This is a genomic window from Cohnella faecalis, from assembly GCF_003570905.1.
Lineage (GTDB): Bacteria > Bacillota > Bacilli > Paenibacillales > Paenibacillaceae > Cohnella > Cohnella faecalis.
Map to the genome: position 1 here is coordinate 181562 of NZ_QXJM01000037.1, position 26044 is coordinate 207605.

Here is a 26044-nt window from a genome sequence, read left to right on the forward strand (position 1 = left end):
ACAAGAGGGGAACCTTCTTTGTTGCGCGATCGTTTAGCCGTCTTTGCGTTACGGAGTCCGCGGGCTCCGCAGAAGCAGGGTCAGACTTACGAGGGTGACGAATACCGTCGCACCCATGTCCGACAGGATGGCGATCCATAACGTGAGCAAGCCGGGAACGGCCAGCGCGAGGGCGAGCAGCTTCAGACCGAGCGCGACTCCGATGTTGAACCGGATAATTCGGTTCACTTGGCGTCCGGTTCGAATCGCCTCGGGAAGCTTGCCGAGGTGATCCTGCATCAGCACCATATCGGCCGTCTCGATGGCGGCGTCCGTTCCTTTGCCCATCGCGATTCCGAGCTGGGCGGACGCTAGAGCGGGAGCGTCGTTAATGCCGTCGCCCACCATTCCAACCGTTGCGCTTTCGGCCAAGTCGCGGATAATGGTTGCTTTGTTTTCCGGCAGCAAGGCGGCATGCCATTGTTGGATGCCAACGGCTGAGGCGACTTTATCTGCGCTGCGCGCATGGTCGCCTGTCAGCATCACGGTACGGATGCCCATTCCATTAAGCTCCCGGATAGCCTGGGCGCTCTCCGCCCTTATTTCGTCCGCTACTCCGAAGAGGCCGAGTACGTTTTGTGCGTCCGATACGATGACAAGAGTAAGACCTTCATCCTTGAATTCGCGAATAGCAGCGACGGTCGATTCCGTCAACGCCAGCGCGGACACACTCTTCTCATTGCCGATTCGGTACTCGGCTCCATCTCTCCAGCCAAAGACGCCGACTCCGGCGACCGTTTCGATTCGCTCCATTTCCCAAGTCTCGCTTTCGAAGCGGGAAAGCTCTCTCATGATCGCTTTGGACAGCGGATGAGAGGACGTTCTTTCAATGGCTCCCGCGACGGGATAGAACCGATCGGGGTCGTATACGATCGTGCGCTCGACGCGCGGCTCGCCCTTGGTCAGAGTTCCTGTTTTGTCAAAGGCGATCGTATCCAGTTTGCCTAGCTGCTCAAGAAATGCGCCTCCTTTGATGAGAATGCCATTACGGGCCGTTCTCGTAATTCCCGACAGGATGGCGACCGGCGAAGACAGGATGAGCGCGCACGGACATCCAACAATAAGAACGGCCAGCGCTTCGTACAGCCATTTTTTCCATTCCCCGCCGAAAGCGAGCGGAGGGACGAGCAGGACAAGCAATGCCGCGATCATGATGAAAGGGGTGTAGTACCTGGCGAAGCGATTGATGAACAATTCCGTCGGAGTTTTCGTCTCCTGGGCTTCCTGAACGAGGTGCAGCATTCGGGACAGGGAGGAGTCGGCATACTCTTTTTCGATGCGGACTTGAAGAATGCCTTCGTTGTTGAGGCTGCCTCCAAAGACAGAGTCTCCTTCCGACTTGTCGACCGGCAGCGATTCTCCCGTAATGGCCGCTTCGTTCACCGAGCTGACGCCGCGCGACACGGTGCCGTCGGAAGGTATGGAGGAGCCGGGCTTGACGATAACGATATCTCCGACCTTCAGCTGATCAATGGGTAAGACCGTCTCCGAGTTGGTGACCGGATCGAGCCGGATCGCTTCCTTCGGTGCAGAGTCGAGCAATGTCTCCATCGACCGCCGCGCTTTATTGGAGCCGTAGCCCTCAAGCAGCTCGTTCAAGCCGAACAAGATAGCGACAAGCGACGCTTCTTTCCAGTCGCCGATAGCTACCGCCCGACAAGAGCGATCGTCATCAGCGAATCGATATCGAATTTAAGCCGGAACAGCTTAACTAAGCCACGAACGAATGTCGGCCCGCCGCTAATAGCCATCGTGACCAAATAAACGGGAATAATAACGGCGTCCGGCACCGGCTATTCATTAACACGGCAACGATGTACAGTGCGACCGAAATCAATAGAAGTGCGATTGTCTTCGTTCCGCTGTCGTGGTTATGGGAGTGGGAGTGCTCTTCATGAGAATGCTCATGGTGCGAATGTCCAGCGTGTGAGTGTCCTTCATGGGAGTGCCCTTGGCGAGAGTGCTCGTGATTGTGACGCTTGGACTGCAATGGTTCGCAATGTTTGCACGATCCTGTCGCATGATCGTCGTTCGAAGCTCGACTCATAAGATGACCTCGTTTCTTATTAACAAATGAATACTTGTTCATATGATATTACTTTGTGCCTGGATTTGTCAAAGAAATTTATACCGTCTGCATCGAAACGATAATATAGTATCTCGCCGGGAGGTTGTTCCGATCTCGCTTCGCCGTTAAAATAAAAGGGCGATCATGCCATATGAACATGAAGGAGCAACGAAATTGATACGATTCGGCGTTATTGGGACCAATTGGATTACGGATCGATTTGTACAGGCGGCTGGGCACTGCGAAAATTTCAAACTAACGGCCGTCTATTCGCGGACGGAAGCGAAAGGTCGGGAATTTGCGGATAAATATGGAGCGGCGCACGTGTTCACCGATATAGCGGAATTGGCCGGCTGCTCCGAGGTTGACGCCGTATATGTAGCCAGTCCGAATTCCATGCATTCGGAACATGCGATCGAGTGCATGAAAAGGGGAGTTCACGTTCTTTGTGAGAAGCCGGCAGCTTCCAATGCGGCTGAATTCGAGCGAATGTCCCTGACGGCGAGGGAGCATGGCGTTCTTCTGATGGAAGCGATGAAAAGCTCGTTCCTGCCTAGTATGAACGCCATTCGCGATAATCTAAGCAAGATCGGTCCGGTTCGCCGATATTCGGGAGGCTATTGCCAATATTCCTCGCGTTACGATTCGTACAAGGAAGGAATTGTGCTGAACGCTTTCAAGCCGGAGTATTCGAACGGGGCGCTCATGGACCTCGGCGTCTATGGACTTTATCCGCTCGTCCTTCTTTTTGGCGAGCCGCAATCGTTGACGGCCAGCGCCTACCTGCTCGAATCCGGCGTGGACGGCCAGGGAACGATACTTGCGAAGTACGAAGGGATGGAAGCGGTCGTTCCTTATTCGAAAATATCGGATTCGGCGGTCGCGAACGAGATTCAGGGTGAGCTTGGCAGCATTCTGATCGATAAAATCAGCGAGCCCGGTCGCGTAACGATCCAGTACCGGGACGGGCGGTCGGAACAAATCGGCAGCGTGGCGGACAAGCCTTCGATGTTTTATGAGGTTAATCATTTTATAGAATGCATTAGAAGCGGGAAAATCGAATCGGATGTGAACACCCACGCGACTTCGCTTGCCGTATTGAGAATGATGGACGAGGCGCGCAAACAAATCGGGCTTGTGTTTCCGGCGGACCGTTGACGAAATAGGACTGAGAGGAGGAAGGCTGATGACAGAGGGCAAGCTTGATCCGGCAAGACCGCTTTCGCCTGGATTGGACAAGGATTATGTGCTGGGAATATTGGAAAAGCTACTGAGGACGCCGAGCCCGAGCGGGTTCTGCATGGAAGTTATGAGTGTTGTCGAAGAGGAAGTCCGCAAGCTCGGCTACGAAATGGAGACGACTCCGAAGGGCAACGGGATCGTTACAATAACAGGTGTTGGCGGAGGAGCTGCTCTCGGTTTAACCGCGCATGTCGACACGCTTGGCGCCATGGTGCGTTCCATCAAGCCGACGGGAATGATCCGGTTCACGCCGGTCGGAGGCTACTCCATGCATACGGTAGAGGGCGAGTATTGCCTTGTGCATACGCGAGACGGGAGAAGTTACGAAGGTACGGTGCTGTCGACGAAGCCTTCCGTTCACGTCTATTCGGATATGAGGGATTTGAAGCGAGTAGAAGAGAATATGGAAATACGGATCGACGAATCGGTTCGAACGAAGGAAGATGTCGAGAAATTGGGCATTTCGGTCGGCGATTTCATTTCCTGGGATGCACGCACTCGCATTTTGCCGAACGGGTGGGTAAAATCGAGGCACCTGGACGACAAAGCCAGCGTGGCGGCGCTGTTCGGCTTGTTGAAATGGCTGAAAAGATCGGGCTCGAAGCCTTCCCGGAACGTAAAAATTATTTTTTCTACCTATGAAGAAGTCGGTCACGGGAGCTCTTACCTTCCGCCGGATATCGACGAGATGATCGCTGTCGACATGGGCGCGATCGGCGACGACTTGCAGACGACCGAACGCGACGTTTCCATCTGCGCGAAGGATTCCTCCGGCCCTTACGATTACGGAATGACGACAAGGCTGATCGAGCTTGCGAAGCGGGAGGGCATTGCGCATGCGGTCGATATTTATCCGCACTACGGCTCCGACGCTTCCGCCGCGCTTCGCGGAGGAAGCAACATTCGCGCCGCTCTCATCGGGCCCGGCGTTCACTCTTCGCATGGTATGGAAAGAACGCACGCTGACGCGATCCTCGGGACGGCTTCCTTGCTGCTCGCTTATGTCATGCAACCGACGGGTTAAGCCCAAGCCTAGATGCAGCGGTGTAAATAAGTGTTAACGGTTATAACCGAACGGAAGAGACTTCTTCTTCGTTCGGCAGCCACTTGGCAGCCCAGTCGTTCATTTCGCTAATGACGCGGCGGAAGTCGAAGCCTTGGGGAGTGAGCGAATATTCGACGGTCACCGGAGTGGTCGCGTAGACGGTTCTTTTGACGATGCCGCCGCTCTCCAGGCGGCGAAGCGTATCGGACAACGCTTTGGAGCTGATCGATTCCAGCGCCTGCTGCAATTGGTGGTAACGTCTCGATCCGTTATAGAGCTGCGCTATCACTTCGAATGACCATTTTCCGCCGAATAGATCCAGTACGCGATGAAGCCGATTCAGACATACGGATTGTTGTTGCTCGTTCATGTACATCCTTGATTCAACTCCCTAACAAGTTGGTAAGTAGATATAAGAAATATTACTGAATGAAAAAAATGTGCGTACTTCCTATTCTAAAGTAACGAGTTTACAATAACAACTGTGAAGATTATATCGCAGTTTGGAGGAATATCCCAATGGCAAAAGAATTTTGGACAGCGGTACGCGAGCGTCGCTCGTTGTACGCGCTAAGCAAACAATCGCCTATTTCCGATGCGCGCATCCAGGAAATCGTAGAGGAAGCCGTCAAGCATACGCCTTCTTCGTTCAACTCGCAAAGCGCACGACTTGTGCTTCTGCTCGGAGAGCAACACAACAAGCTATGGGACATTACGACAGAAGTACTGAAAGGGATCGTCCCCGCGAACCAATTCGAGCCGACCCAACAAAAAATGGACGCTTTCCGCGGCGCTTACGGTACGGTGCTGTTCTTCGAAGACAAATCCGTCATCGAAGGGCTGCAGGCGTCGTTCCCGTCGTACCAGGACAAATTCCCGATCTGGTCGCACCACACGAGCGCTATGCATCAATTCGTCGTTTGGACCGGGCTGGAAAGCGAAGGACTCGGAGCGAGCCTGCAGCACTACAACCCGATTATCGACGAGAAAGTAAAAGCGGAATGGAATCTACCGGCTTCCTGGTCGCTTGAAGCTCAGCTTCCGTTCGGCACTCCAGTCGCACCAGCCGGCGAAAAGCAATTCAAGCCGCTTGAAGAGCGAATCAAAGTATTCAGCTAATTAAAAGATATGATGGCAATAGGACTGTCCTTTTAGGTCTGTTATGACCAAGGGGATAGTCCTATTTTGCGTCTGGTCTCGTCAAGACATGCCGAGAGGCGCAACAGTGGTACGTGCTCCCATACATGCGGCGGTTTGTGTGCTGAGAGGCGCAACAGTGGTACGTGCTCCCATACATGCGGCGGTTTGTGTGCTCGGAGGCGCAACAGTGGTACGTGCTTCCATATATGCGGCGGTTTGTGTGCTCGGAGGCGCAACAGTGGTACGTGCTCCCATACATGCGGCGGTTAGATGGCTCATACGTCCAGTAGTGGGGCGAGTTGGCATACTTTTGGAGAGAAATGCTGCCCGGCAGGAATAGATGCTGATGGGCGCCAAAAACTTTTCGACATTTCTCTCATTTTTATCATTTTTCTCTTTTTTTCATTGAACCCGAATGCGATTTGCTTCGTCTAATCGATTGTAAAAGCAAAAGAAAAAGGAGGCATGCTGGAAAGGACCTGAATGTTTGTTGAAATGCGGTTTTACCGTACTTGACGCTGAGCAATTATTAAGACGAAAGGGAAGAACGGACATGGACTTTGAAATCGGCAGTCACCTTGGAAGGTTCGGATTTACGACAGGAAAGAGCAAGCGCAACGAGCGTCAAAGCGTCAAGAAGTGCGGAGGAGACCGCTAATATGAAAAATAACGAGCATGGCAACCGGCGCTACATGCCAGGGTTGGATGGCCTCCGAACGTTAGCCGTATTCGCGGTTATCGCTTATCATCTCGACTTGAGATGGGCCACAGGAGGACTCTTGGGAGTAGGCGCGTTCTTTGTGCTGTCCGGATACCTCATTACGGATTTGCTTGTCGAGGAGCGGCAGCGGAACAATCGAATCGATTTGAAAATGTTCTGGATCCGGCGAGCGCGCAGACTTCTGCCCGCAATGCTGTTCATGATGCTTGTCGTCGTCGCGGTATTGTCGATAACCGACTCCGGCCGACTGGCATCCATAAAAGGGGACTTGTTGTCCGCGCTGACTTATTCGAGCAACTGGTACTTAATTTTTCACGATGTTTCTTATTTCGAGAGCTTCGGACCGCCTTCGCCGATCGGCCATCTCTGGTCATTGGCGGTGGAAGAGCAATTCTACTTGCTATGGCCTTTGTTATTGACGGGCATCCTTATGCTCGTGCCTTCGAGGGGCAAAGTCGCGATGATCATCCTCGCGGGAGCCGCGTTGTCGTTCGCTTCCATGGCCATTCTGTACGAACCCGGCTCCGACCCGAGCCGCGTCTACTATGGAACGGATACGCGCGCATTCGGCTTGCTGATCGGTGCAGCGCTTGCGATCGTATGGCCTAGCGGCAAGCTGGCGGGTGCGTTCTCGCGAAAAGGAGCCTTGATCATCGACTCTTTAGGCGCCGCGGGTCTTGCTTGCACCGTCTACATGCTTGCTGCGACAGGCGAATATGACGAGTCTCTGTACAAGGGAGGCATGGTCGTGCTGTCGGTGGCGGTCGCCTTCGTAATCGCAGCTGTCGCGAGCCCATACAGCTTGATCGGCAAGCTGCTTGGCTGCAAACCGCTGCGCTGGCTGGGGGTACGATCGTACGGCATTTACTTGTGGCATTATCCGGTCATCGTCATGACGGGACCGGCTGTTCCGACCGGAGAGCCGGATGCCGTTCGAGCGTTGCTCCAAGTAGCCGCAAGCGTCGCATTGGCCGCATTCTCTTACAAATACGTCGAAGAACCGATCCGTCGCGGCCGTTGGAAGCCATGGAAGGCCATTCTTCGGAAGAAAGACCGCCTCGGGTCCGGAAGGCTGCGGCTGCTTCGACAAAGGTCGACGAAGATGCTGACTGTCAGCTTGATCGTCATGATCTGTATCTCCTGTACGAATGGCAACAACGGTCATCCGAGCGTTTCCGCCGATTCCGGCAAACAGCCTGCGGTATCGGACGATTCTTCGGCATCGCCGGAAGCATCGGGCCCGGTTGATGTACCGGACACGACAAATCCAACCGTGCCGGCATTTCCTGCGCCCTCGGCAGCACAGGCCGAGCCTGCGCCGTCGCCGAAGCCATCGCCTTCGAAGGACTCTCCGGGCCCTTCGCCGACGGCTAAGCCGGTCGTGAAGCCTCCGAAGCCTATGCCGGATTCGTCGGATTCAAAGCCTTCTCCGGGCGCAGAAAAACCGGTCGAGGGAGCCGGAGGAATTACCGCTATAGGAGATTCGGTGTTGCTTGACGCGGAGCCTTACTTAAAGAAGCTTGTCCAGGGAATCCTAATCGACGGGAAGGTCGGACGGCAAATGTCGAAAGCGCAGGAAGTCGTCGATGGATTGCTCGCTGAGAAAAAGCTGGGGAACCTCGTTATTATCGAATTGGGCACGAACGGTTCTTTTACAGCGAAGCAGATGAACAAGCTGATCGATACGATCGGGAAAGATCGCCGTATCGTGCTCGTTAACACCCGCGTGCCCCGCAAGTGGCAAGATACGGTCAATTCGGCGCTCAGCAAAGCCGCTGCCGAACACGATAATGTTACGCTTATCGATTGGTACGCCTTCAGCGCCGACAAAGCGGAATGGTTCGCAAAGGACGGCGTACACCTGAAGCTCAAGGGAGCCGAAGCTTACGCGAAGCTCGTTGCCGATTCCTTGCCTAACTAGCGGGAGTGCGGATGCGGCAGCCAATAGACGGGCTCTCGGAAAACGGAACGCTTATGCGTTCCGTTTTCTTGCGCCGAAGGGTTGACAGATTGGCGGTTTGGGATTACATTTAATCATGTTTTAAACAGTGTTTAACTCCGAGGTGAACGACCACGACTAAGCAAAAGATACTGAACGCGACTCTGAGCCTCATTGCGACGGACGGCATCGAGCAAGTAACCATCCGCAAGATCGCAGCTTTGGCCGGATCTAACGTTGCGCTCATCAACTATTATTTTGGCTCTAAGGAAAAGCTTATCGGAGAAGCGATCAAGGTTCAGTTCGATTCCTTCCGCGAAGCGTTCTCGGCGTTGGAGAACCGGGAAGTCGATTCTCTTACGCGGCTCAAATCATTTTTGCTTCAAATTTTGAGCTCCTTGCAGGAGCATCCGGAATTGATGAAAAGACTGGTCGGTCAGGGGCAAGAAAGCATGTCCGAATCCCAAGCGGAATACGTCAGCTTTTTCAAAACGAAGGGCTTCGAGCAAATTCGCGCAACCTTGGAGGAAATAACGGGCGAAACGAACGCCAAAGTGACCTCTGCGATGATGCAGCAAATTTTCGCGGCGATATTCTCGCCCGCATTCCGCTCCGCATGCGCTCGTAAGCAAGCGGGTGCCGACGATGACCGGGAGTTTCTGACGAACGTCTCCGTCGAGGAGCAGGTTGACCTGTTTTTCAATCATTATTTTTACCGGTACTTAGCCTGATTATGATGATTGGTTTTTTTCGCGGTGGAAGTTTCGAACCTTTAGAATTTTTTAAGAAACGAATTTGGGAGATTATAGTAGAGTAGAGAGAAGCTTTCACGCGTGGGGAAAGGGATGAACATAATGGCGTTGCTTATTAAATTGGGAAACAGGCGGTTCATGCTTTTTACGCTGCTATTGTTGCTCAAGTGTTGCTTGGCGTGGTTCGTCGTTTTCGAGGATGGACCGTCCTGGACGACGATGCTGACGGAAATACCGTTCTTCTGGCTCGTGTTCTGCTTGATCGAGTGGTTCGCTGTCAAGCGAAAGCTGCTTTATTATACGATTGCCAACTTGCTTTTTACGCTGCTTTATTTTACCGTCCTTATGTATTTCAAATATTACGGCATCATCGTCACCTACCATGCGCTTAGCCAGGCTGACAAAGTTACGAAGGTCGGCAACAGTACTTATTCGCTTATGGATCCTTATTATTTGCTCGTGTTCATCGACATCGTCGTGCTGATCGCCATCCCGCTATGGCTGCGGCGCAGCAAGTCTAAAAAAATTCAAATGAACCTCAAGCCGATTCGCAAAACCGTGCTGTCCGCGCTGTTCCTCATGTCGATTGCTCTTTGTTATTTCAGCATCTGGCCGAACCGCGCGAGCATGAACGAGAACAAGCAAGCGGAAGAGATGGGCATTCTTAATTACGAAATTTTCACCATATTCTCGGACAGCACGGAGGACGCTGAGCTGGTGGATATGGAAGATATTACGCAGCCCGTCATCGACAATCTGAAAGGGAATACGGAGAAGCCGGGTACGGCGTACTTCGGGATAGACAAAGGCAAGAACGTTATCATCATCCAGATGGAATCGTTCCAGAATTTCCTGATCGGTCTGACCGTAGACGGCCAGGAAGTGACGCCAAACTTGAATAAGCTGGCGAAGGAAAATGTTCATTTCGACAACTTCTACACGATGGTTGGTCAAGGTACGACGTCGGATGCCGAGTTTGTAGTCAACACATCGTTATACGTACCCAAGCATGAACCGGCCACTCAGAACAATGTGGAAAAGCAGCTTCCGAGCCTTCCGAAGCTTCTGGGAGCTCAAGGATATACGTCGGCGACGTTCCACACGAACGAAGTGGAATTCTGGAACCGCAAGGAGCTGTACGATGCGGTCGGGTTCGACCGATACTACGACAAGAGCTTCTTCGGAGACGAGGATCATGTCGCTTTCGGAGCTTCGGATGAAGTGCTTTATGCAAAAACGGCGGAAGAGCTGAAAAAGATGAGAGCCGCCGGCAAGCCTTTTTATGCCCAGATCATTTCGATGAGCTCTCACCATCCGTATAACATTCCGGAAAACAAGTATCGAATGACTCTTCCCGAACGGATGGAGGATACGTTGGTCGGCCGCTACATCCGGGCTCAGAACTATTCCGACTACGCGCTTGGCAAGTTCATCGACGAGTTGAAGCAAAGCGGAATCTGGGACAATAGCATCGTGCTTCTGTACGGAGATCATCAAGGACTGCCTGTCTATTCGTTGGACAACAAAGAGAAGGACTTGATGAAGGATATGCTCGGTCACGAATACAGCTACGCCGACATGTTCAACATTCCGCTCATCATGCACGCACCGGGAGTGACATCTCCGGCGTTGATCGAGAAAACGGGCGGACAAATCGACATTTTGCCGACTGTAGCCAACCTGACTGGCGTATCTATTGCTAATCAAATTCATTTCGGGGTTGATTTGCTCAATCAGGGGCAAGCTTCCAGCGTTCTTCCGATGCGGCATTTCTTGCCGTCGGGGTCGTTCGTGACGGATTCCGACGTGTTCGTGCCTGGGATCGGATTCGAGGACGGAACGAATTATCCGTTGGGCTTAGCGCAAAACACGAATGCCGATGCCACGCAAAAGCAGTACGAGAATGCCCTCGAGCTGCTTCATTTATCGGACAGCTACGTGAAGCAGCTTCCGGACAAATATCCTTCGAAACAATAAACAGAGAGATAGGCCTCCCAAACCACTTTAGTGGGGAAGGAGGCTTTTCTTTTTGCGTTTGCATTTGCTTGTCAATCGCAGTATTCTCACTAGAGTATGGAATACGGATCGAATGCTTGGAGGAACTTATGAAAATCTTTTTGCAGCTGAACACCGTCTTCTTGAGCATGGTTATGGAGGCTATTCCTTTCGTTCTGATCGGTGTGCTGGTGTCCGGATTAATCCAAATGTTCGTCACGGAAAAATGGATCGCCAAAGTTATGCCGAAAAATCGGTTCCTGTCGACCGTACTAGGGTGCGGGATCGGCGTGCTGTTTCCGTCGTGCGAATGCGGTATTGTACCGATTACGCGAAGGCTGCTCGGAAAAGGCGTGCCTCTCAACGCCGGTATTGCCTTCATGCTAACCGGACCGGTCATTAACCCCATCGTTCTGTTCTCGACCTACATTGCTTTCGGCAACGACTGGACCGTCGTTTTCGTTCGAGCGGGAATGGCGATCGCCGTCGCTTTCTGCGTCTCTCTAATAATCGCGCTAGTATTTCCTCAGCTTCCGATGCGGATCGGAGCCGACAATCCGGCTCCCGTCGCGGCGACGGTGGATCACGCTGTCGTTCCCGAGACGAGGGCTTCGGCAGGCAAAAGATTGTACAGCGTTCTGACTCATGCCATCGAAGAGTTTTTTGACGTCGGCAAGTTTCTGGTGCTCGGCGCGTTCATCGCAGCGTGTATGCAAACGTTCATCCCGACCTCGTCGCTGATGCATCTGGGCAGCAATCCATGGACAGCTTCGCTCGTTATGATCGGACTTGCGTTTACGATGTCGCTCTGCTCGGAAGCCGACGCTTTCATCGCTTCGTCGTTCCGCAGCACGTTTTCCATGGGGGCGTTATCGGCGTTCCTCGTCTTCGGCCCGATGATCGATATCAAAAATACGCTGATGCTGCTAGGAACGTTCCGAGGCAAATTCGTCGCCGTACTAATCGCGCTAGTTACCGTATTCACGCTGCTGGGTTCGATTATCGTAGGGAGGTTGGTCGGATGATGTCTCGCTTTTGCATTCTGCTAGGGTTCACGGTCATGTTCATTTCGCTCCATCTAAGCGGCAATTTGAACAAATATATCAATACGAAATACTCGTATCTATCGATCATCGCCATTGTGATCCTTGGTATCCTTTGTCTGGTTCAATTCGAAGCCATGTACCGTAAGGAAAAGGAAGAAGAGAAGAAGAAGGCGGCCGAAGCGTTGAAGGCGGAAGGAAGCAAGGATGAAGGGACTCACGAGCCTCTTCACGAGAATAGTCATGATCACAGCCATGATCTTGCTTGCGATCACGAGCATAATCATAACCACGAGCATGAGCATAGCCACAATCACGACCATGACCATTTCGGCCATGATCACGGTCATTCGCATGGCAGCTCTTCCGGCTGGAAGCGTGCGATCAGCTACGTCATTCTGATCGTGCCGATTCTCACGGGACTGTTCCTGCCGGTTCAGACGCTCGATTCGAGCTTTGTCAAAGCGAAAGGCTTCTCATTCCCGGATTTCGACGCTTCGTCGGACAATCCCGGCCAGCACCAATTTCTGAAGCCCGACACGAGCGTCTATTACGGCGACGAAAATTACCAGAAAGTGAAGAATAGAGAGCTGGCCGAATTCGTTAACCGGGAGTCGGTAAAGCTGTCGGACGAGGAGTTTTTGAAGGGGATGGAAGTCATCTACAACTTCCCCGGCAATTTCATGGGCAAGACGATTAGCTTCAACGGCTTTGCCTACAAGGGTGAGCAGGCGGACGGGAATCATTACTTTATTTTCCGTTTCGGCTTCATCCATTGCGTGGCCGACTCCGGTGTTTTCGGCATGCTTGTCGATTTCCCCAAGAACGCCCCGGCCTTCAGCGACGATGACTGGGTGCATGTAGAAGGCAAGCTGACATGGGAATTTTACCAGCCGTTCAAACAAACGATTCCCGTCCTCAAAGTCACCTCCTGGGAAAAAATCGACGAACCGAAGGATCCTTATGTATACCGGGTAAGTTGAGTAAAAGGGGATATGTGTGATTTCGAATCTGAACTAGCCTAAAGGTTCCCGACTCCAAAACAGATGAAGCCGCCCCAACAATGCGCTCAACTGTTTACAGAAGGGAACCTTTGTTTTATGATTTTGAAATATATTGAAAAAGATGCAAATGAAGTGCGTGAAAGGGAGAGAACGATGGGATATCAAATTCAAGAGAAATTCGTTGTGGCCGTTGCTTCCAGCGCCTTGTTTGATCTTTCGGAGTCGGATTCCGTATTCCAGAAATCGGGAGAAGACGAATATCGAACCTATCAGAGAAGGAATGAAAATGTCGTGCTCGGCAAGGGAGTTGCTTTTCCCCTTATTAAGCGATTGCTGAATATGAACGGAACGGACTCTGACGATCGGCAAGTGGAGGTTGTTTTGTTGTCGCGCAATGACCCGGATACGGGTCTTCGCGTATTCAAGTCGATAGAACATTACGAGCTTCCTATTAGCCGGGCTGTTTTTGTAACGGGCAACGATCCGTTCAATTATATGGACGCATTCAACGCGTCGCTGTTTTTGTCTGGGAACAAAGAGGATGTCAAACAAGCTGTTGCGTTGGGATTGCCTGCGGGATGCGTTTATCCGACCGATTTTGTCGATGACGATGCGGACGACGAATTGAGAATTGCCTTTGATTTCGATGGAATTATCGCCGACGATTCTTCCGAATCGGTCTATGAGCAAGGAGCTATAGAGCTTTTTCACCAGCACGAACGATTGAAAGCGGGAGAGCCTATGCCGGAGGGGCCGCTGCTGCGATTTTTCCTGGAAATATCCAAGCTTCAAAAAAGGGAACTGGCCAAAAAAGCGGAGAAAGCCGATTATAGGACGAAAATAAGAGTGGCTATCGCTACGGCGCGAAACGCCCCGGCGCATGAACGAGTCATCTCTACGCTTAGGAAATTGGATATTCGGATCGATGAGGCTTTCTTTTTGGGCGGTATTGATAAAGAGAGGGTTTTGAAAATTTTCAAGCCGCATATCTTTTTCGACGATCAGGTCGGGCATATTGAAGGAGTTGCCAGAATTGCGCCTTCCGTTCACGTGCCTTTTGGAGTTAGAAATGCGGGCGAATTTTAGCGATGGATATTGCGGATATGAAACTCGGAAAAAGGTCGTGAATCGGGATGAACATTGAAGTGATCTATGCGATAACGGAACGTTTCTTCTTGGACCTTCTTAAGCTGTATGAACAAGAAGAGTGGACGAACAAACGAAACCCCGCTGGAATCAAAAAAATGATGGAGCATTGCACGATTATCGGGCTGGTTGACAAAGATAACGATAAATTAGTTGGGTTTTTAAGAGTAATAACGGACTTTGTTTATCGTGCAACCGTGTACGATGTCATTATTCAAAGCGACTATCAGGGCAAAGGGTTAGGGAGAATGCTGATGGATGAAGTCGTCAATCACCCGGAATTAAAAGACATCGAAAGAATAGAGCTGTATTGCGCGCCGGACAAAATTGAATTTTATAATAAATGGGATTTTTATAAAGTTTCCGAATTCACTCATTTTATGAGAAAAACGAACACTATATGAAGGGGGCGAGTGTGTGGATGCTATTCGGTTCCCGATCGGTCAGTTCGAAGCTATTGTGAACCTTACGAATGAAGAAAGAATCGCTATTACCGAACAGATTCCGGAGATTACGAAGAAGCTAAGGGAAACAATAAGCAAGCTTAAACCGGAGCAGCTTGATGTCCCGTATCGTCAGGACGGCTGGACGATTAAGCAAATCGTTCATCATCTTGCCGATAACGACATGAACGCGTATTTGAGGTTCAAGAAGGCGTTAACCGAGGACGAACCGATGGGACAGTCTTATCGAGAAGACTTGTGGGCCGAATTGAGCGACTACGGGCAAGTTCCCGTCGAGAATTCAATTGTATTAATGGAAACGCTTCATCTTCGTTTTATGATCCTTATTCATGCCTTGAAGCCGGAAGACTTCCAACGGAAATTGCGTACACAAGTATTGGGCAGCGTAACCTTGGATGTTGCTCTCCAACGATTCGTATGGCACCATCGGCACCATTTTGCTCAGATTGAGTCGTTGATTGGGAGAAAGGCATGGCTGTAATTAAAAATTCGGAAGGAAAAAATTCAGATGAATAGCGAACCGCTGCTTAGTACTAACTATCAAGTTACTTTAGAAGATTACACGGAATTTGTTTTGTTTCATAGCAGAATGTCGATTCGGTTTTTTCCCTTATTTAATATCGTCCTATTTGTATGCTGGGCGCTACTTGCAGGAGCTGACGCCAGCAGTTTAGGTATCCTTATTTCGTTAGGAATAGTAATAACTCTTTTATTTACTATATTTTTTGTCGTGTTCTTGAAAATAAAAGCAAAAAGAGTTTTCAAATCCAATAAGTTGTTACGTCAAGAGTATGTTTTTCAATTTTTTGAGCAAGGAATTAATATGGAAACCGATACAAGCAAAGGACTTATTCAGTGGAACGAAATTTACAGAGTATCCGAGTCCAAAAAACTATTTATTATTTATATTGCTCAAAATCAAGGAATGATCCTTCCAAAATCGTTAGTAGACGAACAAAAATTAAGGTCGATAATTCATACATATTTTAATAAAAAGGCAATCCATTCATAGGAGTTCTTAAAGCTTCACGTAGGTGATCCGCCAATGGGGATGGAATGGTACGATGCCATTGCTCGGCGCAATGGGGGTTATAAGAGCAATGCGATATACAGCGTAGAAGGCCAATCGGGCGAACAGGTTTTTGAAGAACGGTTGAAGGAATTATTGGCGTTTAGCAAGCATGCATTGGATGCCGGATGCGGGCATGGAGACTTTACGATTCGCATGTCGTCATTTGGTTCGCGAATAACGGGACTCGACAATTCCATCGAGATGATCAAGCTTGCAGAAGCATCCCTGCACGATACACCCAACCCGGCAATCCGATTTATCCACGCGACGACTAAGGAAAAATTGCCCTTTGAGGATGGTGAATTCGATCTTATCTATAATCGCCGAGGGCCGACTTCCATACTAAATCATGCGCGAATTCTTAAGCCCAAAGGGAAAATAATCGGTATACATACCGGCGCTATGGAAGTAGTCAAGGAAAGGCTTGCTAGCAATGAATTCGTCAATATCGAAGTCGAAATATTCGACCAGGCGATGATCTACTTTCCGAACGATCGGGAACTGGCAAAATTTCTGACGGGAGTGCCCGGAAATATCGATTATACGAACCCGGATAATATCGAGTTATTTAGAGCAAGAAAAGAACCATTTATTTTGCACGACGGTCGATTGGGAATGCGGGAATGGAAATACATCTGGACGGCGGAGAAGCGTTGACAGGTTGAACCGAATAGGTAAAGGCAGGGAATAATTTGTATAAGTTCACCGAATTAGAGGGGCAGAGAGTTAGGCTCATGCCATTGGAGATGGAGCATGTTCTTCCTCTTTATGATTGTTCCAAAAATCCCGAAATATGGGCTAATTATCCGACAAAGATTAACTCTGTCGAGGCAATGAAAAGCTTTGTGCAAAAAGCGATCGAAGGTCGTGAACGTAGAGATCAGTTCCCGTTTGCCGTATACGACAAAGAACTTCAGGAATATGTGGGCTCGACCCGGTTCCTTAGAATTTCCGAAGAGAACAACAATTTGAATATAGGCTCTACTTGGTATTGTCCGAAGGTATGGAGGACTAGAGTTAATACGGAAACGAAGTATTTGATGTTGAAATACGCATTCGAATTTTTACATACGGTTCGGGTTGAAATTATAACGACTACGGAAAATACAAGATCGCAAAAAGCGATCGAAAGATTAGGCGCTGTGAAAGAAGGAGTGCTCAGAAAAAAATACAATAACATGGATTATGTAATTTATAGCATCACAAACGATGAATGGCTTGACGTAAGAAGAAGATTGGAAGGATATCTTAATTTCTAATAAATTTCAAGGGAGACAACCCCATAATGATGCCCATTCGTAATTCTGCCAAAGCCATCATTATTCATAACGAAAGTTTGTTATTGACTAAGAACAAAGACGATCAAGGCTATTTTTATCTTTTTCCTGGTGGAGGACAAGAAAAGGGAGAAGAGCTTAAACACGCTGTCAAGAGGGAATGTATGGAAGAGGCCGGGTGTGAAGTAGAAGTAGAAGATCTACTATTTATACGTGAATATATAGGGAAAAATCATGAATTTGCCGAATGGGACAAAGAGGTTCATCAAGTTGAGTTTTACTTTCGATGCATCTTGGAGAATAAGGATACACCGGCTTCAATCGGGGAAAATCCAGATGAGAATCAAGTTGGCGTCGAGTGGGTGGAGTTAAGTCGCTTGGACGAGATAAGGCTGTACCCGAACGCATTGGGAGAAAAAATTAAACGAGGCAATTATAGTCCGTGTTACCTAGGCGATTCTAATTGACTAGAGCAAGGAGCGAACAAATGAACACGACGATCTATATGGTCAGACACGCGGAATCGCCGCATATTTTCGGAGAAGAGAGATCGAGGGGACTATCGGAAGAAGGCCTGGAAGCCGCGAAAAAAGTGGCCGAGACGATGAAAAATGTTGAAGTCCATTGCGTTGCTTCGAGCTCGTACGCAAGAGCGATTCAGACGGTTCGTTATTTGGCCGAAGCCAACAATTTGCCTATCATAGAATATGACGAACTCATTGAGAGGCCAATCATGGGATTGAACTACAAAGCTCCATGGGAACAACTATTCGAAGCTATAAAGAGGTCGTTCACCGATATCGATTACGCTTTGGAAGGCGGAGAATCGACACGCGCAGCCGGGCAAAGAGCCATTCCGGTTGTGCAGAAGCTGCTGCAGGACTACGAAGGCAAAAATATCGTCATAGGGACTCACGGCAATATAATGACGATAATAATGAACTATTTCGATAAGAGCTTCGGCTTTGAGTTTTGGAACGGCACTTCCAAGCCGGATATTTATCGGATGACTTTCGTTGGCGATCGGTTGGAGAAAATCGATAGAGTGTGGGAGAGCGGGCAGGATCGGTCATAATTTCGCTATTCGCCAAAGTAAAGATTTCCTAAAATATGACTATTTTCGACATTAATCAATTGTCATCCTGCACCTAACGGCAAAGCCGGTTATATCGACAAGAAAGGCACGCTCGTCGTGAAGCCTCAATATGACGGCGGGATCGCTTTTCGGAAGGGCTTGCTCCCGTTGCGATCAAGGGGAAAGTCGGATTTATCGACAAAAAGGGCAAGCTGGTTATCCAAGCGAAAAATTACGGAGTGGACAGCTTCTATGAAGGAATGGCGGCTTTCGTCGCTACTGAGGATTCCAAGCTCGGTTATATGGACAAAACCGGCCTACGAAGGGATGTCCGACTTTTCGGAGGGCATGTCCGCGGTGTCTAACGGAGGCAAATTCGGGTACGTGGTCAATCCGTTAAAAAATAAGAGTTTGTTAATGGGCGAGGAGCCTCCGATTTCCGATTTTTTGGAAGCAGGGGGCTCTTTCCTATTCGGGAATGAAACGAACGGCTTTCCGGGCATACTCAGTGTGGAAATATGAACGTATGAGGGAGGCCTATTTCGTGGCAAACGTTAAACTAGCCGTCATCTACTATAGCTCGACGGGGACGAATTATCAGCTTGCGCAATGGGCGTCGGACGGCGCTAAAGAAACGGGAGCGGAAGTCAAGGTGCTTAAGGTGCCGGAGCTTGCACCGGAGTCGGCTATCGCAGGCAACCCCGCTTGGAAGGCGCATGTCGATGCAACGAAGGATGTTCCAACCGTTACGCTCGTAGACCTGGAGTGGGCGGACGCGATCATATTCAGCGTACCGACCCGGTTCGGCAACATTCCCGCTCAGATGAAGCAATTTCTCGATACGACAGGCGGGTTGTGGTTTCAAGGGAAGCTAGCTAACAAAGTTGTCAGCGCAATGTCCAGCACGAGCAATCTTCATGGCGGGCATGAAGCGACGATATTGGCGCTGTATACGACCATGTACCATTGGGGAGCGATTGTCGCTGCGCCCGGCTACACGGACCCAGTAACGTTCGCGGCCGGAGGCAATCCCTATGGCACCAGCGTAACGGTTGGTCAAGACGGCAAAATGACGGAAGACGTTCAGGCGGCCGTGAAGCACCAGGCGAAGCGCACTGTAACGGTCGCCGGGTGGGTGAAGCAGGGCAGCGGAGCTTGAGCCAATAAACCAAATAATCGTCAATAAGTCGACGGCAACCGGAAATTTATCGGTTGCCATTTATTTTGACCTGTGACATCATGATGGAAGATACGAGCAACCACGACAAACGGGCGTAGAGGAGAAAGAAGATGAACATTGAGTTGGGGCTTTTAACCGGTAATGACAAAGGAGCGATCAATGAAGGGTGTCCGAGCTTGACGCCATATTTGCTGGAAGGCAAAGGTCCTTATCCCGTCGTTATTGTGTACCCGGGCGGCGGTTACGGAAACCGGGCCGATCATGAAGGAGAGCCTGTTGCCAGATGGCTCAATGAACTAGGCGTATCCGCCTTCGTCCTGAATTACCGCGTCGCTCCGTTCAAGTATCCCGACCCTCACGATGACGCAACCCGGGCGATCCGAACGGTAAGAGCGCGCGCAGACGAGTGGAAGCTCGATCCGGACAGAGTCGGCATTCTCGGTTTTTCCGCAGGCGGTCATCTGGCTTCCTCCTCAGGCACTCATTACGACCGCGGGAATCCGGCAGCCGAAGATCCGATAGAACGGGTAAGCAGCCGGCCCGATCTGATAATTTTATGCTATCCCGTCATTACAATGGGGGATTATACTCATGAAGGCAGTCGAACGAATCTGTTCGGCGACAATCCTTCTCCGGAATTGATCGATGCCTATTCCAACGAGAATCAAGTGACGAGCGATACGCCGCCGACTTTTCTATGGCATACGGCGGATGACGGAGCGGTTCATGCGGAGAACAGCCTAAGGTTCGCATCGGCGTTAATCCGTCACGGCGTATCGTGCGAGCTTCATCTGTTCGAGAGCGGGAGGCACGGGCTGGGACTGGCAGCCGATCATGAGGGAGTCCGAGTATGGTCCGAGCTTTGCGAAGCATGGCTGAAAGCGCGGCATTTTATCCGAACTTCATAATGACAGGCTAAAGTTCCTAATATCGGTCTTTGCGTATTTTATCGTTTTGCGTTAGAATTACTTTGTAATTATTCTAATGTGATAACGGCAAGCATGGGGGTGCCAACAGTCCATGACCATCACAGAACAAATCGATAAGATCAATCGTCAGCTGACGCAGAAGGGCTTCAAGCTCACGAAACAGCGCGAGGCGACTTTGATGGTTCTGCTTGAGAACGAGAAGGATCATCTAAGCGCCGAAGAAGTGTTCATGCTCGTGAAAGGCCGCTATCCCGACATCGGACTTGCGACCGTCTACCGGACATTGGAGCTGCTCAGCGAGCTGCATGTCGTTCAAAAGATGAATTTCGGCGACGGGGTTGCGCGCTTCGATCTGCGAGAAGACCATACGCATATGCATCATCACCTGATTTGCAGCGAATGCGGTTCGGTTAAGGAAATCAAGGAAGATTGGCTTCTGGAGCTGGAGCAGCGGCTGGAGCGGGAATTCGGCTTCACGGTTACGGATCACCGGCTCGATTTTACCGGATATTTCAACAAATGCGGCAACAAGGAATGCAAGCGAACGCGTAAAGCGGTGTCGTGAAAGAGCCTTCCCGGAGGGAGGCTTTTTTCTTCTACATACGTTTACGGGTCGAAGGGGATATTTGAATCTAAACGTGAAGGAGAGCGTATATGAGCGTCAAGCAAGCAATCGACCCTAAGGTCATCGATATTCTAAAGCCGAAAATCAAGCTCATTCGCTCTGACAAAGGCGCAATCTACTTGGTCGGCCCCATCAGGCTGCCTGTCAAATTAGAGGACGAGACGGTCATTTTCCAATGGTACTGCTGGTTGAATTGCGAAGAGGTAACGGACGACACCGAACGGATCATCGAGAAGCTTTCCTCCATTAACTTGGCGGAGTTCCAGCAATCGAGCGTTCTCGTCTACGGCGACTTCGAAGCGGCGGACGATGCGCTCATTCGTTTTCACTCGATATGCCATACCGGCGACATCTTCGGAAGCAAGCGCTGCGACTGCGGCTTCCAGCTTAAGCAGTCGCTTAAGCTGATAGCCGATCACGGAAGCGGGGCGCTGTTCTATCTCGCCAATCACGAAGGCAGAGGAATCGGCTTGTTCAGCAAGGCGATGGCTTACGTGCTGCAAGAGAACGGCTACGATACGGTCGATGCGAATTTGAGCCTTGGATTCGTTGACGATTCCCGCAGCTACGGGGACGCGATCCATGTATTGAAGGCATTGCGGTCCAAGCCGGTCAAGCTCATTACTAACAATCCGAAGAAGCTGGACGCTCTGCGCTATTCCGGGCTGGACGTGGCGGATCGGGTCGAGCTGTGGGGCGACGTGTCCGAATACAATCAAAATTACTTGAAGACAAAAATCAATCGCTCGGGTCATTTGGAAGAAGGCTGCTGCGATAACGATTGAGGTTGGCGCGGAGGTAATGCATCTATGATAAAGCTGAGTGTATTGGACCATACGCATGTCGCTGAAGGGCTCTCGGTCAAACAATCGCTTGAACTGACAGTGCGGCTGGCGCAAGAAGCGGAGCGGCTCGGTTATACCCGATTCTGGGTACCCGAGCATCACTCCATGCTTTCAATCGCCTCGTCGAGCCCCGAAGTGATGATCGCGCATCTCGCCGCGCGGACGGAAACGATCCGGATCGGCTCGGGAGGAGTCATGCTTCCTCATTACAGCGCTTATAAGGTTGCGGAAAATTTCCGGCTGCTGGAAGCTCTCTATCCCGGCAGGATCGACCTTGGGGTCGGCAGAGCTCCCGGAGGAATGCCGATCGCCACGCGCGCATTGCAGGAAGGCAAGATTGGTCACGTCGACTTGTACGGGGAGCAAATAGCCGATCTGGCCGGCTACTTGCACGATTCGCTGCCGGAATCGCATCGGTTCGCCGGTCTCCAAGCTTCGCCGGCCATTCCGACAGCTCCGGAGCTGTGGCTGCTCGGTTCGAGCGGAGGCAGCGCCCACATCGCGGCCGCACAAGGAACGGGGTTCGCCTACGCTCAATTTTTCGGAGTTCCGGGCAGCGAGGATGCCGTGCCGTATTACGAGGAACGGTTTAAGCCGTCGCAGCTTAACGAGAAGCCCAAAGCTCTATCGGCCGTTTTCGTCATCTGCGCGGACACGGAGGAGGAGGCCGATCGGCTCGGACAATCGGCCGACCTGTTCTTTCTGCTGCTTGAGACCGGAAGGCTCCGATCGTCGTTTCCTTCGGCACAGGCTGCCGCCGAGTTCCCTTATACCGAATTAGATAAAGAACGAATGAAAGCAGGGCGCAGACGCCGGTTCGTCGGTACGCCGGCCCAAGTAAAAGCCCGCCTGACGGCTTATGCGAATCAGTACGGGCTTGAGGAATTGATGATCGTCACCATGGTGCACGATTTCGAGGCGCGGCTGAATTCCTTCCGGCTTCTGTCGGAAGCTTTCGGCCTTCTAGGGAATGGAAAAGGGGAATAGCTTGCCGTCGAGGCAGAAGGACGCTTTGCCGGTCTCTTCCGACACGACGATGGTCAGAGCGTCCGTCAACTCCGACAAGCCGATGGCTGCGCGGTGCCTCGTTCCGAGCTTCTTCTCCCCGTAGGACTGCCTTGTCAGCGGAAGCACGTTCGCCGCGGATACGATTTTGTCGGAGCGAATGTAGACGGCGCCGTCGTGCAACGGACTGGCGGGCACGAATATCGAATCGAGCAGCGAGCTGGTAATGTCCGCCGCGAGAGGAATTCCCGGAGTCATCCACGGCTCGACGGGCTTTTCCCGTTGGATAACGAGCAGGGCGCCTTGTTTTTTGGCGCAAAGATGTTGGATCGAGCGAGAGATTTCGTTGTATTTGCTCGTATAAGGAGACAGGAAACAGCGCAAGTAATAAGTCGACGCCAATGCGCCCGATTCGGTGAAGCGGCTCAGAATATGTTCCATTTCGTTCAGCAGACAGCCTTCCCCTTCGTCCAGACTCGCGATGATTTGTCCCATTCGGGTGTGAATGTCCGACAGCTGTTCCTTTAATTCGAGGCGCAATGGGGAAAAATCGCAGTCCCCGCGTTCCATCGTTTCGTCGTTCATATCGGTTCCTTCCATTCCTGCCATTGGCATAATGATGAATTAGGATATCCAAATTGGATGGGTCAGAATCGCCCGGAATGGATGGTGTTCATCCTCGCCAATATCGCTACAATCGGAGTACGGACAAGGAAAGGTGAAAGGTGGATATCAAATGAATACGGGGCTATTGATTATACTCGTCGTAGTCGTCATGGTCGCAGCCGTCGCGGCAACGCTGATGGTCGGTTTTTCGCGAAGCAACAACCAGGAGGATACAGGGTATACCGCCAATACGGGACGGAAATGGGGACGGCTGATCGCTTTGTATGCGGTATCGATCATTTTGGTCGCGATCCTGTTTATAGCGCTGATGGATTGAGTGTAAGGTCGGCACGTTCGGGCGAGGTCGCGAATCTATATTCGGATTGCAGGTTTCGCCGGAGCGGACGATATGATAAATTAGAAGTGGAAGATTTTTGATGCAGCATTGCAGAGCAGGGGAGCAACGAAGATGAACGATTCGGCGGTTCAATCCGAGTTTTCGCTAAGCGCTACGCTGACATTCGCCGTAGGGCTTGTTTTAGTCATCGGCTTGGCGATTTCTTTGTACAAGAGAAGAAGGAAATAAGAGATCTTCACCATTCGGTGAAGATTTTTTATTAGGCGTCGTTGAGCGGGTTGTTACCGTGGTTTAGGGAAGCGATTGCGAGTGTAAATGCATTACATACAGGTATTGCAAGCAAAGGAGCGGAAATGGTGCGAATAGCTGCAGAAAGTGCATGTATTTTAGCCGCTTTGACGAAATTTCACATTAGTTAATCACATTAACTGTATGAAATGCATGTGTTCGCAGCATTCCTGAAAACGACAGCATTTAACGGTATGTTATGCATGTAATAGATATTGGGCCGTGCCGCAGCGCGTTAGTCCATATTCTGCGGATGATGCTATCGCCGTCGCTCAGTATCCTTCGTCCGAAAAGAAGCCGAATCTGTTGCCGTTTTGTGAACTGTGACTTTTGTCACAATGGATCGGGTGCTCGTCGTGTTAAGCTGACTTCATCGAAGGAGACGAAAGCTGCGGTGACAGCAGCTTTAGCGGCACTCCAGGTGGCGAGGTGAGGGCGAAATGGAAATCGAAGCGCTGCATCAAGTAGAGAAGCTGGCCGAGAAGAAGCTGGCGGTGTTTCGCCAAAGCTTCATCCGGTACATAGCCAGATCGATGCTGGCGAGTATGTTCATCGGCTTCGGAGTCATCGTAGCGTTCAAGACGGGGAATTACTTTTATACCGAGCATTCCCCGCTGACGTATCCCGCGGCGGCGATTACGTTCGGAGCGGCGATCATTCTTATCTTTTACGGCGGCGGAGACTTGTTCACCGGCAATACGTTCTACTTCACGTTCTCCGCGCTCCGGAAGAAGATGCAATGGCTGACCGTACTCCGGCTTTGGCTGTTCACTTACATTGGCAACATGCTCGGGGCTTGCTGCTTCGCGCTGCTGATCTACTTGACGGGCTTGTTCGAGGATTCGTCGGTGAACGGGTTTTTGCTCAGCGTAGTGGCGCACAAGATGCAGACTCCGACGTCGGAGCTCTTTTTCCGGGGGATTTTGTGCAACTGGCTCGTCTGCCTCGCCTTCTTCGTTCCGATGTCGATGAAGCAAGACGGCTCCAAAATGTTCGCGATGATGCTGTTCGTATTCTGCTTCTTCATCTCCGGCTACGAGCACAGCATTGCCAATATGTGCACGTTCGCGATTGCGCTTGTGCTGAATCATCCAGGCACGATTTCCGTGGACGGCGTCCTGCACAACTTGATTCCGGTTACGCTCGGCAATATTTTGGGCGGCAGCGTGTTCATGGGCTTCATGTATTATTTCGTTAATAAACCTTTGCTGGACAAAGAATAGGAGGACGACTTTCATGAAAAAAACGAGAATCGTAGTTATAGGCGTAGGAGCGGTAGGCTCGACGACGGCGTATACGCTGCTGCTTAGGGAACGCGCCGATGAATTGGTGCTTATCGATGCCAACAAAGAGAAAGCCGCAGGCGATGCGCTCGATATGAACCACGGACTTCCGTTCCTGGGACGGACTAAAGTATGGGCGGGCACTTACGAGGACTGCCGTGACGCGGATATCGTCGTCGTGACGGCGGGAGCGGCGCAAAAACCGGGCGAGTCGCGCATCGATTTGCTTAAGCGGAACGTCGGGATATTCGACAGCATCATCGGGGAAGTGACGAAGTACAATTCGAACGGCATTCTTCTTATCGCAACTAATCCCGTCGACGTCATGAGCTACTTCTCGTGGAAAAAATCGAATTGGCCGGCCTCCAGAGTCATCGGTTCGGGCACCGTGCTCGACAGCGCAAGATTTCGCTATTTGATCGGGGAGCAGCTCGGCATCGACGCCAGAAGCGTTCATGCCCAAATCGTCGGAGAGCACGGCGATTCCGAGCTGCCGCTGTGGAGCTTGGCGAACGTTGCCGGGACGGAGCTGAACTTCGACGAGGAGGAGAAGGCATCGATCTTCACGAATACGAGGGATGCCGCTTACCAGATTATCGAGGCGAAGGGCGCGACATACTACGCCATCGGGCTTGCTCTGGATCGGATCTGCACGGCGATTTTGAAAGATGAGGGCGCGGTGCTGAACGTGTCGACTTTATTGGAAGGGCAGCAAGGTCTGTCGGACGTCTACTTGGGAGTTCCTTGCATCGTCGACCGTCAAGGCGTTCGACGGACGATGGACATCGAGCTGTCCGACAAGGAACTAGAGCAGCTGCGGCAGTCGTCCGCTAAGCTGAAAGGTCTGATCGCATCGTTGGAGCTGCAATAACGAATGAACCAAAAAGCCGATCCCGGCAGGGA

Annotated in this window: 31 protein-coding genes and 1 pseudogene; 28 read left to right on the plus strand and 4 right to left on the minus strand. The window is 51.0% G+C overall.

Annotated features, from left to right (window positions below; translation table 11 throughout):
• Positions 1-48: 48 nt before the first annotated feature.
• Both D3H35_RS12130 and D3H35_RS34130 read right to left on the minus strand, forming a co-directional pair.
• Positions 49-1647, minus strand: coding sequence for a heavy metal translocating P-type ATPase (locus D3H35_RS12130; protein WP_325050058.1), 1599 nt, complete (start codon positions 1645-1647; stop codon positions 49-51).
• Positions 1648-1685: 38 nt separating this feature from the next.
• On the minus strand, positions 1686-1829 hold the full coding sequence (locus D3H35_RS34130; RefSeq protein WP_325050059.1) for a hypothetical protein: 144 nt from the start codon (positions 1827-1829) through the stop codon (positions 1686-1688).
• Positions 1830-2281: 452 nt separating this feature from the next.
• Here D3H35_RS34130 and D3H35_RS12135 point away from each other — a divergent pair, with 452 nt between their 5' ends.
• Together D3H35_RS12135 and D3H35_RS12140 are read left to right on the plus strand one after the other, a co-directional pair.
• Positions 2282-3265: a Gfo/Idh/MocA family protein gene (locus D3H35_RS12135; RefSeq protein WP_119149731.1), complete on the plus strand. Its 984-nt coding sequence runs from the start codon at positions 2282-2284 to the stop codon at positions 3263-3265.
• A 28-nt stretch (positions 3266-3293) separates the two neighbouring features.
• Positions 3294-4373: a M42 family metallopeptidase gene (locus tag D3H35_RS12140; RefSeq protein WP_119149616.1), complete on the plus strand. Its 1080-nt coding sequence runs from the start codon at positions 3294-3296 to the stop codon at positions 4371-4373.
• Between the two features lie 40 nt (positions 4374-4413).
• On the opposite strand, the gene D3H35_RS12145 is transcribed toward D3H35_RS12140, so the two are convergent.
• Entirely contained in the window at positions 4414-4770 is a 357-nt protein-coding gene (locus tag D3H35_RS12145; RefSeq protein ID WP_233567898.1) for a winged helix-turn-helix transcriptional regulator, read from the minus strand.
• 143 nt (positions 4771-4913) lie between these two features.
• Here D3H35_RS12145 and D3H35_RS12150 point away from each other — a divergent pair, with 143 nt between their 5' ends.
• The 22 genes and pseudogenes from D3H35_RS12150 to D3H35_RS12245 all read left to right on the plus strand — a co-directional run bounded on the left by D3H35_RS12150 (position 4914) and on the right by D3H35_RS12245 (position 22588).
• Positions 4914-5513 carry a nitroreductase family protein gene (locus D3H35_RS12150; protein ID WP_119149618.1) on the plus strand — a complete coding sequence of 200 codons (600 nt, stop codon included), beginning with the start codon at positions 4914-4916 and terminating at the stop codon, positions 5511-5513.
• Positions 5514-6193: 680 nt separating this feature from the next.
• Complete coding sequence (locus tag D3H35_RS12155) at positions 6194-8176, plus strand: acyltransferase family protein (protein ID WP_119149619.1); 1983 nt, start codon at positions 6194-6196, stop codon at positions 8174-8176.
• A gap of 170 nt (positions 8177-8346) precedes the next feature.
• On the plus strand, positions 8347-8925 hold the full coding sequence (locus D3H35_RS12160) for a TetR/AcrR family transcriptional regulator (protein ID WP_267901388.1): 579 nt from the start codon (positions 8347-8349) through the stop codon (positions 8923-8925).
• A gap of 123 nt (positions 8926-9048) precedes the next feature.
• Entirely contained in the window at positions 9049-10923 is a 1875-nt protein-coding gene (locus D3H35_RS12165) for an LTA synthase family protein (protein WP_119149621.1), read from the plus strand.
• Positions 10924-11051: 128 nt separating this feature from the next.
• On the plus strand, positions 11052-11966 hold the full coding sequence (locus tag D3H35_RS12170; RefSeq protein ID WP_119149622.1) for a permease: 915 nt from the start codon (positions 11052-11054) through the stop codon (positions 11964-11966).
• Complete coding sequence (locus tag D3H35_RS12175) at positions 11966-12967, plus strand: TIGR03943 family putative permease subunit (protein WP_119149732.1); 1002 nt, start codon at positions 11966-11968, stop codon at positions 12965-12967. Before D3H35_RS12170 ends, D3H35_RS12175 begins: the two co-directional genes overlap by 1 nt.
• Positions 12968-13141: 174 nt before the next feature.
• Positions 13142-14074: a 5'-nucleotidase gene (locus D3H35_RS12180; RefSeq protein WP_119149733.1), complete on the plus strand. Its 933-nt coding sequence runs from the start codon at positions 13142-13144 to the stop codon at positions 14072-14074.
• A 47-nt stretch (positions 14075-14121) separates the two neighbouring features.
• The gene (locus tag D3H35_RS12185) at positions 14122-14538 is read left to right on the plus strand and encodes a GNAT family N-acetyltransferase (RefSeq protein WP_119149623.1); all 417 of its coding nucleotides are present in this window, start codon (positions 14122-14124) and stop codon (positions 14536-14538) included.
• A 13-nt stretch (positions 14539-14551) separates the two neighbouring features.
• Entirely contained in the window at positions 14552-15079 is a 528-nt protein-coding gene (locus D3H35_RS12190; RefSeq protein ID WP_119149624.1) for a YfiT family bacillithiol transferase, read from the plus strand.
• A gap of 27 nt (positions 15080-15106) precedes the next feature.
• Complete coding sequence (locus tag D3H35_RS12195; protein ID WP_119149625.1) at positions 15107-15610, plus strand: YcxB family protein; 504 nt, start codon at positions 15107-15109, stop codon at positions 15608-15610.
• A gap of 33 nt (positions 15611-15643) precedes the next feature.
• Positions 15644-16327 carry a class I SAM-dependent methyltransferase gene (locus D3H35_RS12200; RefSeq protein WP_119149626.1) on the plus strand — a complete coding sequence of 228 codons (684 nt, stop codon included), beginning with the start codon at positions 15644-15646 and terminating at the stop codon, positions 16325-16327.
• A 35-nt stretch (positions 16328-16362) separates the two neighbouring features.
• Positions 16363-16929, plus strand: coding sequence for a GNAT family N-acetyltransferase (locus D3H35_RS12205; RefSeq protein WP_147355821.1), 567 nt, complete (start codon positions 16363-16365; stop codon positions 16927-16929).
• 26 nt (positions 16930-16955) lie between these two features.
• On the plus strand, positions 16956-17414 hold the full coding sequence (locus D3H35_RS12210; RefSeq protein WP_119149628.1) for an NUDIX domain-containing protein: 459 nt from the start codon (positions 16956-16958) through the stop codon (positions 17412-17414).
• A gap of 20 nt (positions 17415-17434) precedes the next feature.
• Positions 17435-18022: a histidine phosphatase family protein gene (locus tag D3H35_RS12215; protein ID WP_119149629.1), complete on the plus strand. Its 588-nt coding sequence runs from the start codon at positions 17435-17437 to the stop codon at positions 18020-18022.
• Between the two features lie 93 nt (positions 18023-18115).
• Positions 18116-18196 (plus strand): annotated as a pseudogene (locus tag D3H35_RS34810) (WG repeat-containing protein); the annotation flags it as partial.
• A complete protein-coding gene (locus D3H35_RS34815) occupies positions 18196-18387 on the plus strand; it encodes a WG repeat-containing protein (RefSeq protein ID WP_147355829.1) in 192 nt (63 codons plus the stop codon). The pseudogene D3H35_RS34810 and the gene D3H35_RS34815, both read left to right, overlap by 1 nt.
• Entirely contained in the window at positions 18323-18544 is a 222-nt protein-coding gene (locus D3H35_RS34820) for a hypothetical protein (RefSeq protein ID WP_411675147.1), read from the plus strand. Before D3H35_RS34815 ends, D3H35_RS34820 begins: the two co-directional genes overlap by 65 nt.
• A gap of 22 nt (positions 18545-18566) precedes the next feature.
• Positions 18567-19181, plus strand: coding sequence for an NAD(P)H:quinone oxidoreductase (gene wrbA / locus D3H35_RS12225; protein WP_119149631.1), 615 nt, complete (start codon positions 18567-18569; stop codon positions 19179-19181).
• A 131-nt stretch (positions 19182-19312) separates the two neighbouring features.
• On the plus strand, positions 19313-20110 hold the full coding sequence (locus tag D3H35_RS12230) for an alpha/beta hydrolase (protein WP_119149632.1): 798 nt from the start codon (positions 19313-19315) through the stop codon (positions 20108-20110).
• A gap of 112 nt (positions 20111-20222) precedes the next feature.
• Positions 20223-20696, plus strand: coding sequence for a ferric iron uptake transcriptional regulator (fur, locus tag D3H35_RS12235; protein ID WP_119149633.1), 474 nt, complete (start codon positions 20223-20225; stop codon positions 20694-20696).
• 89 nt (positions 20697-20785) lie between these two features.
• The gene (locus D3H35_RS12240) at positions 20786-21541 is read left to right on the plus strand and encodes a GTP cyclohydrolase II (RefSeq protein ID WP_119149634.1); all 756 of its coding nucleotides are present in this window, start codon (positions 20786-20788) and stop codon (positions 21539-21541) included.
• Positions 21542-21565: 24 nt separating this feature from the next.
• Entirely contained in the window at positions 21566-22588 is a 1023-nt protein-coding gene (locus D3H35_RS12245; RefSeq protein ID WP_119149635.1) for an LLM class flavin-dependent oxidoreductase, read from the plus strand.
• Here D3H35_RS12245 and cdaS read toward each other — a convergent pair.
• The gene (gene cdaS, locus D3H35_RS12250; RefSeq protein WP_119149734.1) at positions 22565-23176 is read right to left on the minus strand and encodes a sporulation-specific diadenylate cyclase CdaS; all 612 of its coding nucleotides are present in this window, start codon (positions 23174-23176) and stop codon (positions 22565-22567) included. The genes D3H35_RS12245 and cdaS overlap by 24 nt on opposite strands.
• Before the next feature lie 166 nt (positions 23177-23342).
• Here cdaS and D3H35_RS12255 point away from each other — a divergent pair, with 166 nt between their 5' ends.
• From D3H35_RS12255 to D3H35_RS12270, 4 genes are all read left to right on the plus strand, one after another.
• On the plus strand, positions 23343-23549 hold the full coding sequence (locus D3H35_RS12255; RefSeq protein WP_119149636.1) for a hypothetical protein: 207 nt from the start codon (positions 23343-23345) through the stop codon (positions 23547-23549).
• Between the two features lie 132 nt (positions 23550-23681).
• Positions 23682-23798, plus strand: a complete 117-nt coding sequence (locus tag D3H35_RS12260; protein WP_119149637.1) for an LPXTG cell wall anchor domain-containing protein — start codon at positions 23682-23684, stop codon at positions 23796-23798.
• Between the two features lie 500 nt (positions 23799-24298).
• On the plus strand, positions 24299-25081 hold the full coding sequence (locus D3H35_RS12265; protein WP_119149638.1) for a formate/nitrite transporter family protein: 783 nt from the start codon (positions 24299-24301) through the stop codon (positions 25079-25081).
• Between the two features lie 13 nt (positions 25082-25094).
• Positions 25095-26012 (plus strand): L-lactate dehydrogenase, encoded by a 918-nt coding sequence (locus D3H35_RS12270; protein ID WP_119149639.1) that lies wholly within the window; start codon positions 25095-25097, stop codon positions 26010-26012.
• Positions 26013-26044: the final 32 nt, after the last annotated feature.

What these genes read in the sequence shown, in the direction of transcription:
- D3H35_RS12150 (WP_119149618.1), top strand. Translation starts at nt 4,914, where the DNA reads ATGGCAAAAGAATTTTGGACAGCGGTACGCGAGCGTCGCTCGTTGTAC.
- D3H35_RS12260 (WP_119149637.1), top strand. Translation starts at nt 23,682, where the DNA reads ATGAACGATTCGGCGGTTCAATCCGAGTTTTCGCTAAGCGCTACGCTG.
- D3H35_RS12210 (WP_119149628.1), top strand. Translation starts at nt 16,956, where the DNA reads ATGATGCCCATTCGTAATTCTGCCAAAGCCATCATTATTCATAACGAA.
- cdaS (WP_119149734.1), bottom strand. Translation starts at nt 23,176, where the DNA reads ATGGAACGCGGGGACTGCGATTTTTCCCCATTGCGCCTCGAATTAAAG.
- D3H35_RS12155 (WP_119149619.1), top strand. Translation starts at nt 6,194, where the DNA reads ATGAAAAATAACGAGCATGGCAACCGGCGCTACATGCCAGGGTTGGAT.
- D3H35_RS12200 (WP_119149626.1), top strand. Translation starts at nt 15,644, where the DNA reads ATGGGGATGGAATGGTACGATGCCATTGCTCGGCGCAATGGGGGTTAT.
- D3H35_RS12175 (WP_119149732.1), top strand. Translation starts at nt 11,966, where the DNA reads ATGTCTCGCTTTTGCATTCTGCTAGGGTTCACGGTCATGTTCATTTCG.
- D3H35_RS12265 (WP_119149638.1), top strand. Translation starts at nt 24,299, where the DNA reads ATGGAAATCGAAGCGCTGCATCAAGTAGAGAAGCTGGCCGAGAAGAAG.
- D3H35_RS12240 (WP_119149634.1), top strand. Translation starts at nt 20,786, where the DNA reads ATGAGCGTCAAGCAAGCAATCGACCCTAAGGTCATCGATATTCTAAAG.
- D3H35_RS12195 (WP_119149625.1), top strand. Translation starts at nt 15,107, where the DNA reads ATGAATAGCGAACCGCTGCTTAGTACTAACTATCAAGTTACTTTAGAA.
- D3H35_RS12180 (WP_119149733.1), top strand. Translation starts at nt 13,142, where the DNA reads ATGGGATATCAAATTCAAGAGAAATTCGTTGTGGCCGTTGCTTCCAGC.
- D3H35_RS12145 (WP_233567898.1), bottom strand. Translation starts at nt 4,770, where the DNA reads ATGTACATGAACGAGCAACAACAATCCGTATGTCTGAATCGGCTTCAT.
- fur (WP_119149633.1), top strand. Translation starts at nt 20,223, where the DNA reads ATGACCATCACAGAACAAATCGATAAGATCAATCGTCAGCTGACGCAG.
- D3H35_RS12245 (WP_119149635.1), top strand. Translation starts at nt 21,566, where the DNA reads ATGATAAAGCTGAGTGTATTGGACCATACGCATGTCGCTGAAGGGCTC.
- D3H35_RS12255 (WP_119149636.1), top strand. Translation starts at nt 23,343, where the DNA reads ATGAATACGGGGCTATTGATTATACTCGTCGTAGTCGTCATGGTCGCA.
- D3H35_RS12270 (WP_119149639.1), top strand. Translation starts at nt 25,095, where the DNA reads ATGAAAAAAACGAGAATCGTAGTTATAGGCGTAGGAGCGGTAGGCTCG.
- D3H35_RS12140 (WP_119149616.1), top strand. Translation starts at nt 3,294, where the DNA reads ATGACAGAGGGCAAGCTTGATCCGGCAAGACCGCTTTCGCCTGGATTG.
- D3H35_RS12170 (WP_119149622.1), top strand. Translation starts at nt 11,052, where the DNA reads ATGAAAATCTTTTTGCAGCTGAACACCGTCTTCTTGAGCATGGTTATG.
- D3H35_RS12230 (WP_119149632.1), top strand. Translation starts at nt 19,313, where the DNA reads ATGAACATTGAGTTGGGGCTTTTAACCGGTAATGACAAAGGAGCGATC.
- D3H35_RS12185 (WP_119149623.1), top strand. Translation starts at nt 14,122, where the DNA reads ATGAACATTGAAGTGATCTATGCGATAACGGAACGTTTCTTCTTGGAC.
- D3H35_RS12165 (WP_119149621.1), top strand. Translation starts at nt 9,049, where the DNA reads ATGGCGTTGCTTATTAAATTGGGAAACAGGCGGTTCATGCTTTTTACG.
- D3H35_RS12215 (WP_119149629.1), top strand. Translation starts at nt 17,435, where the DNA reads ATGAACACGACGATCTATATGGTCAGACACGCGGAATCGCCGCATATT.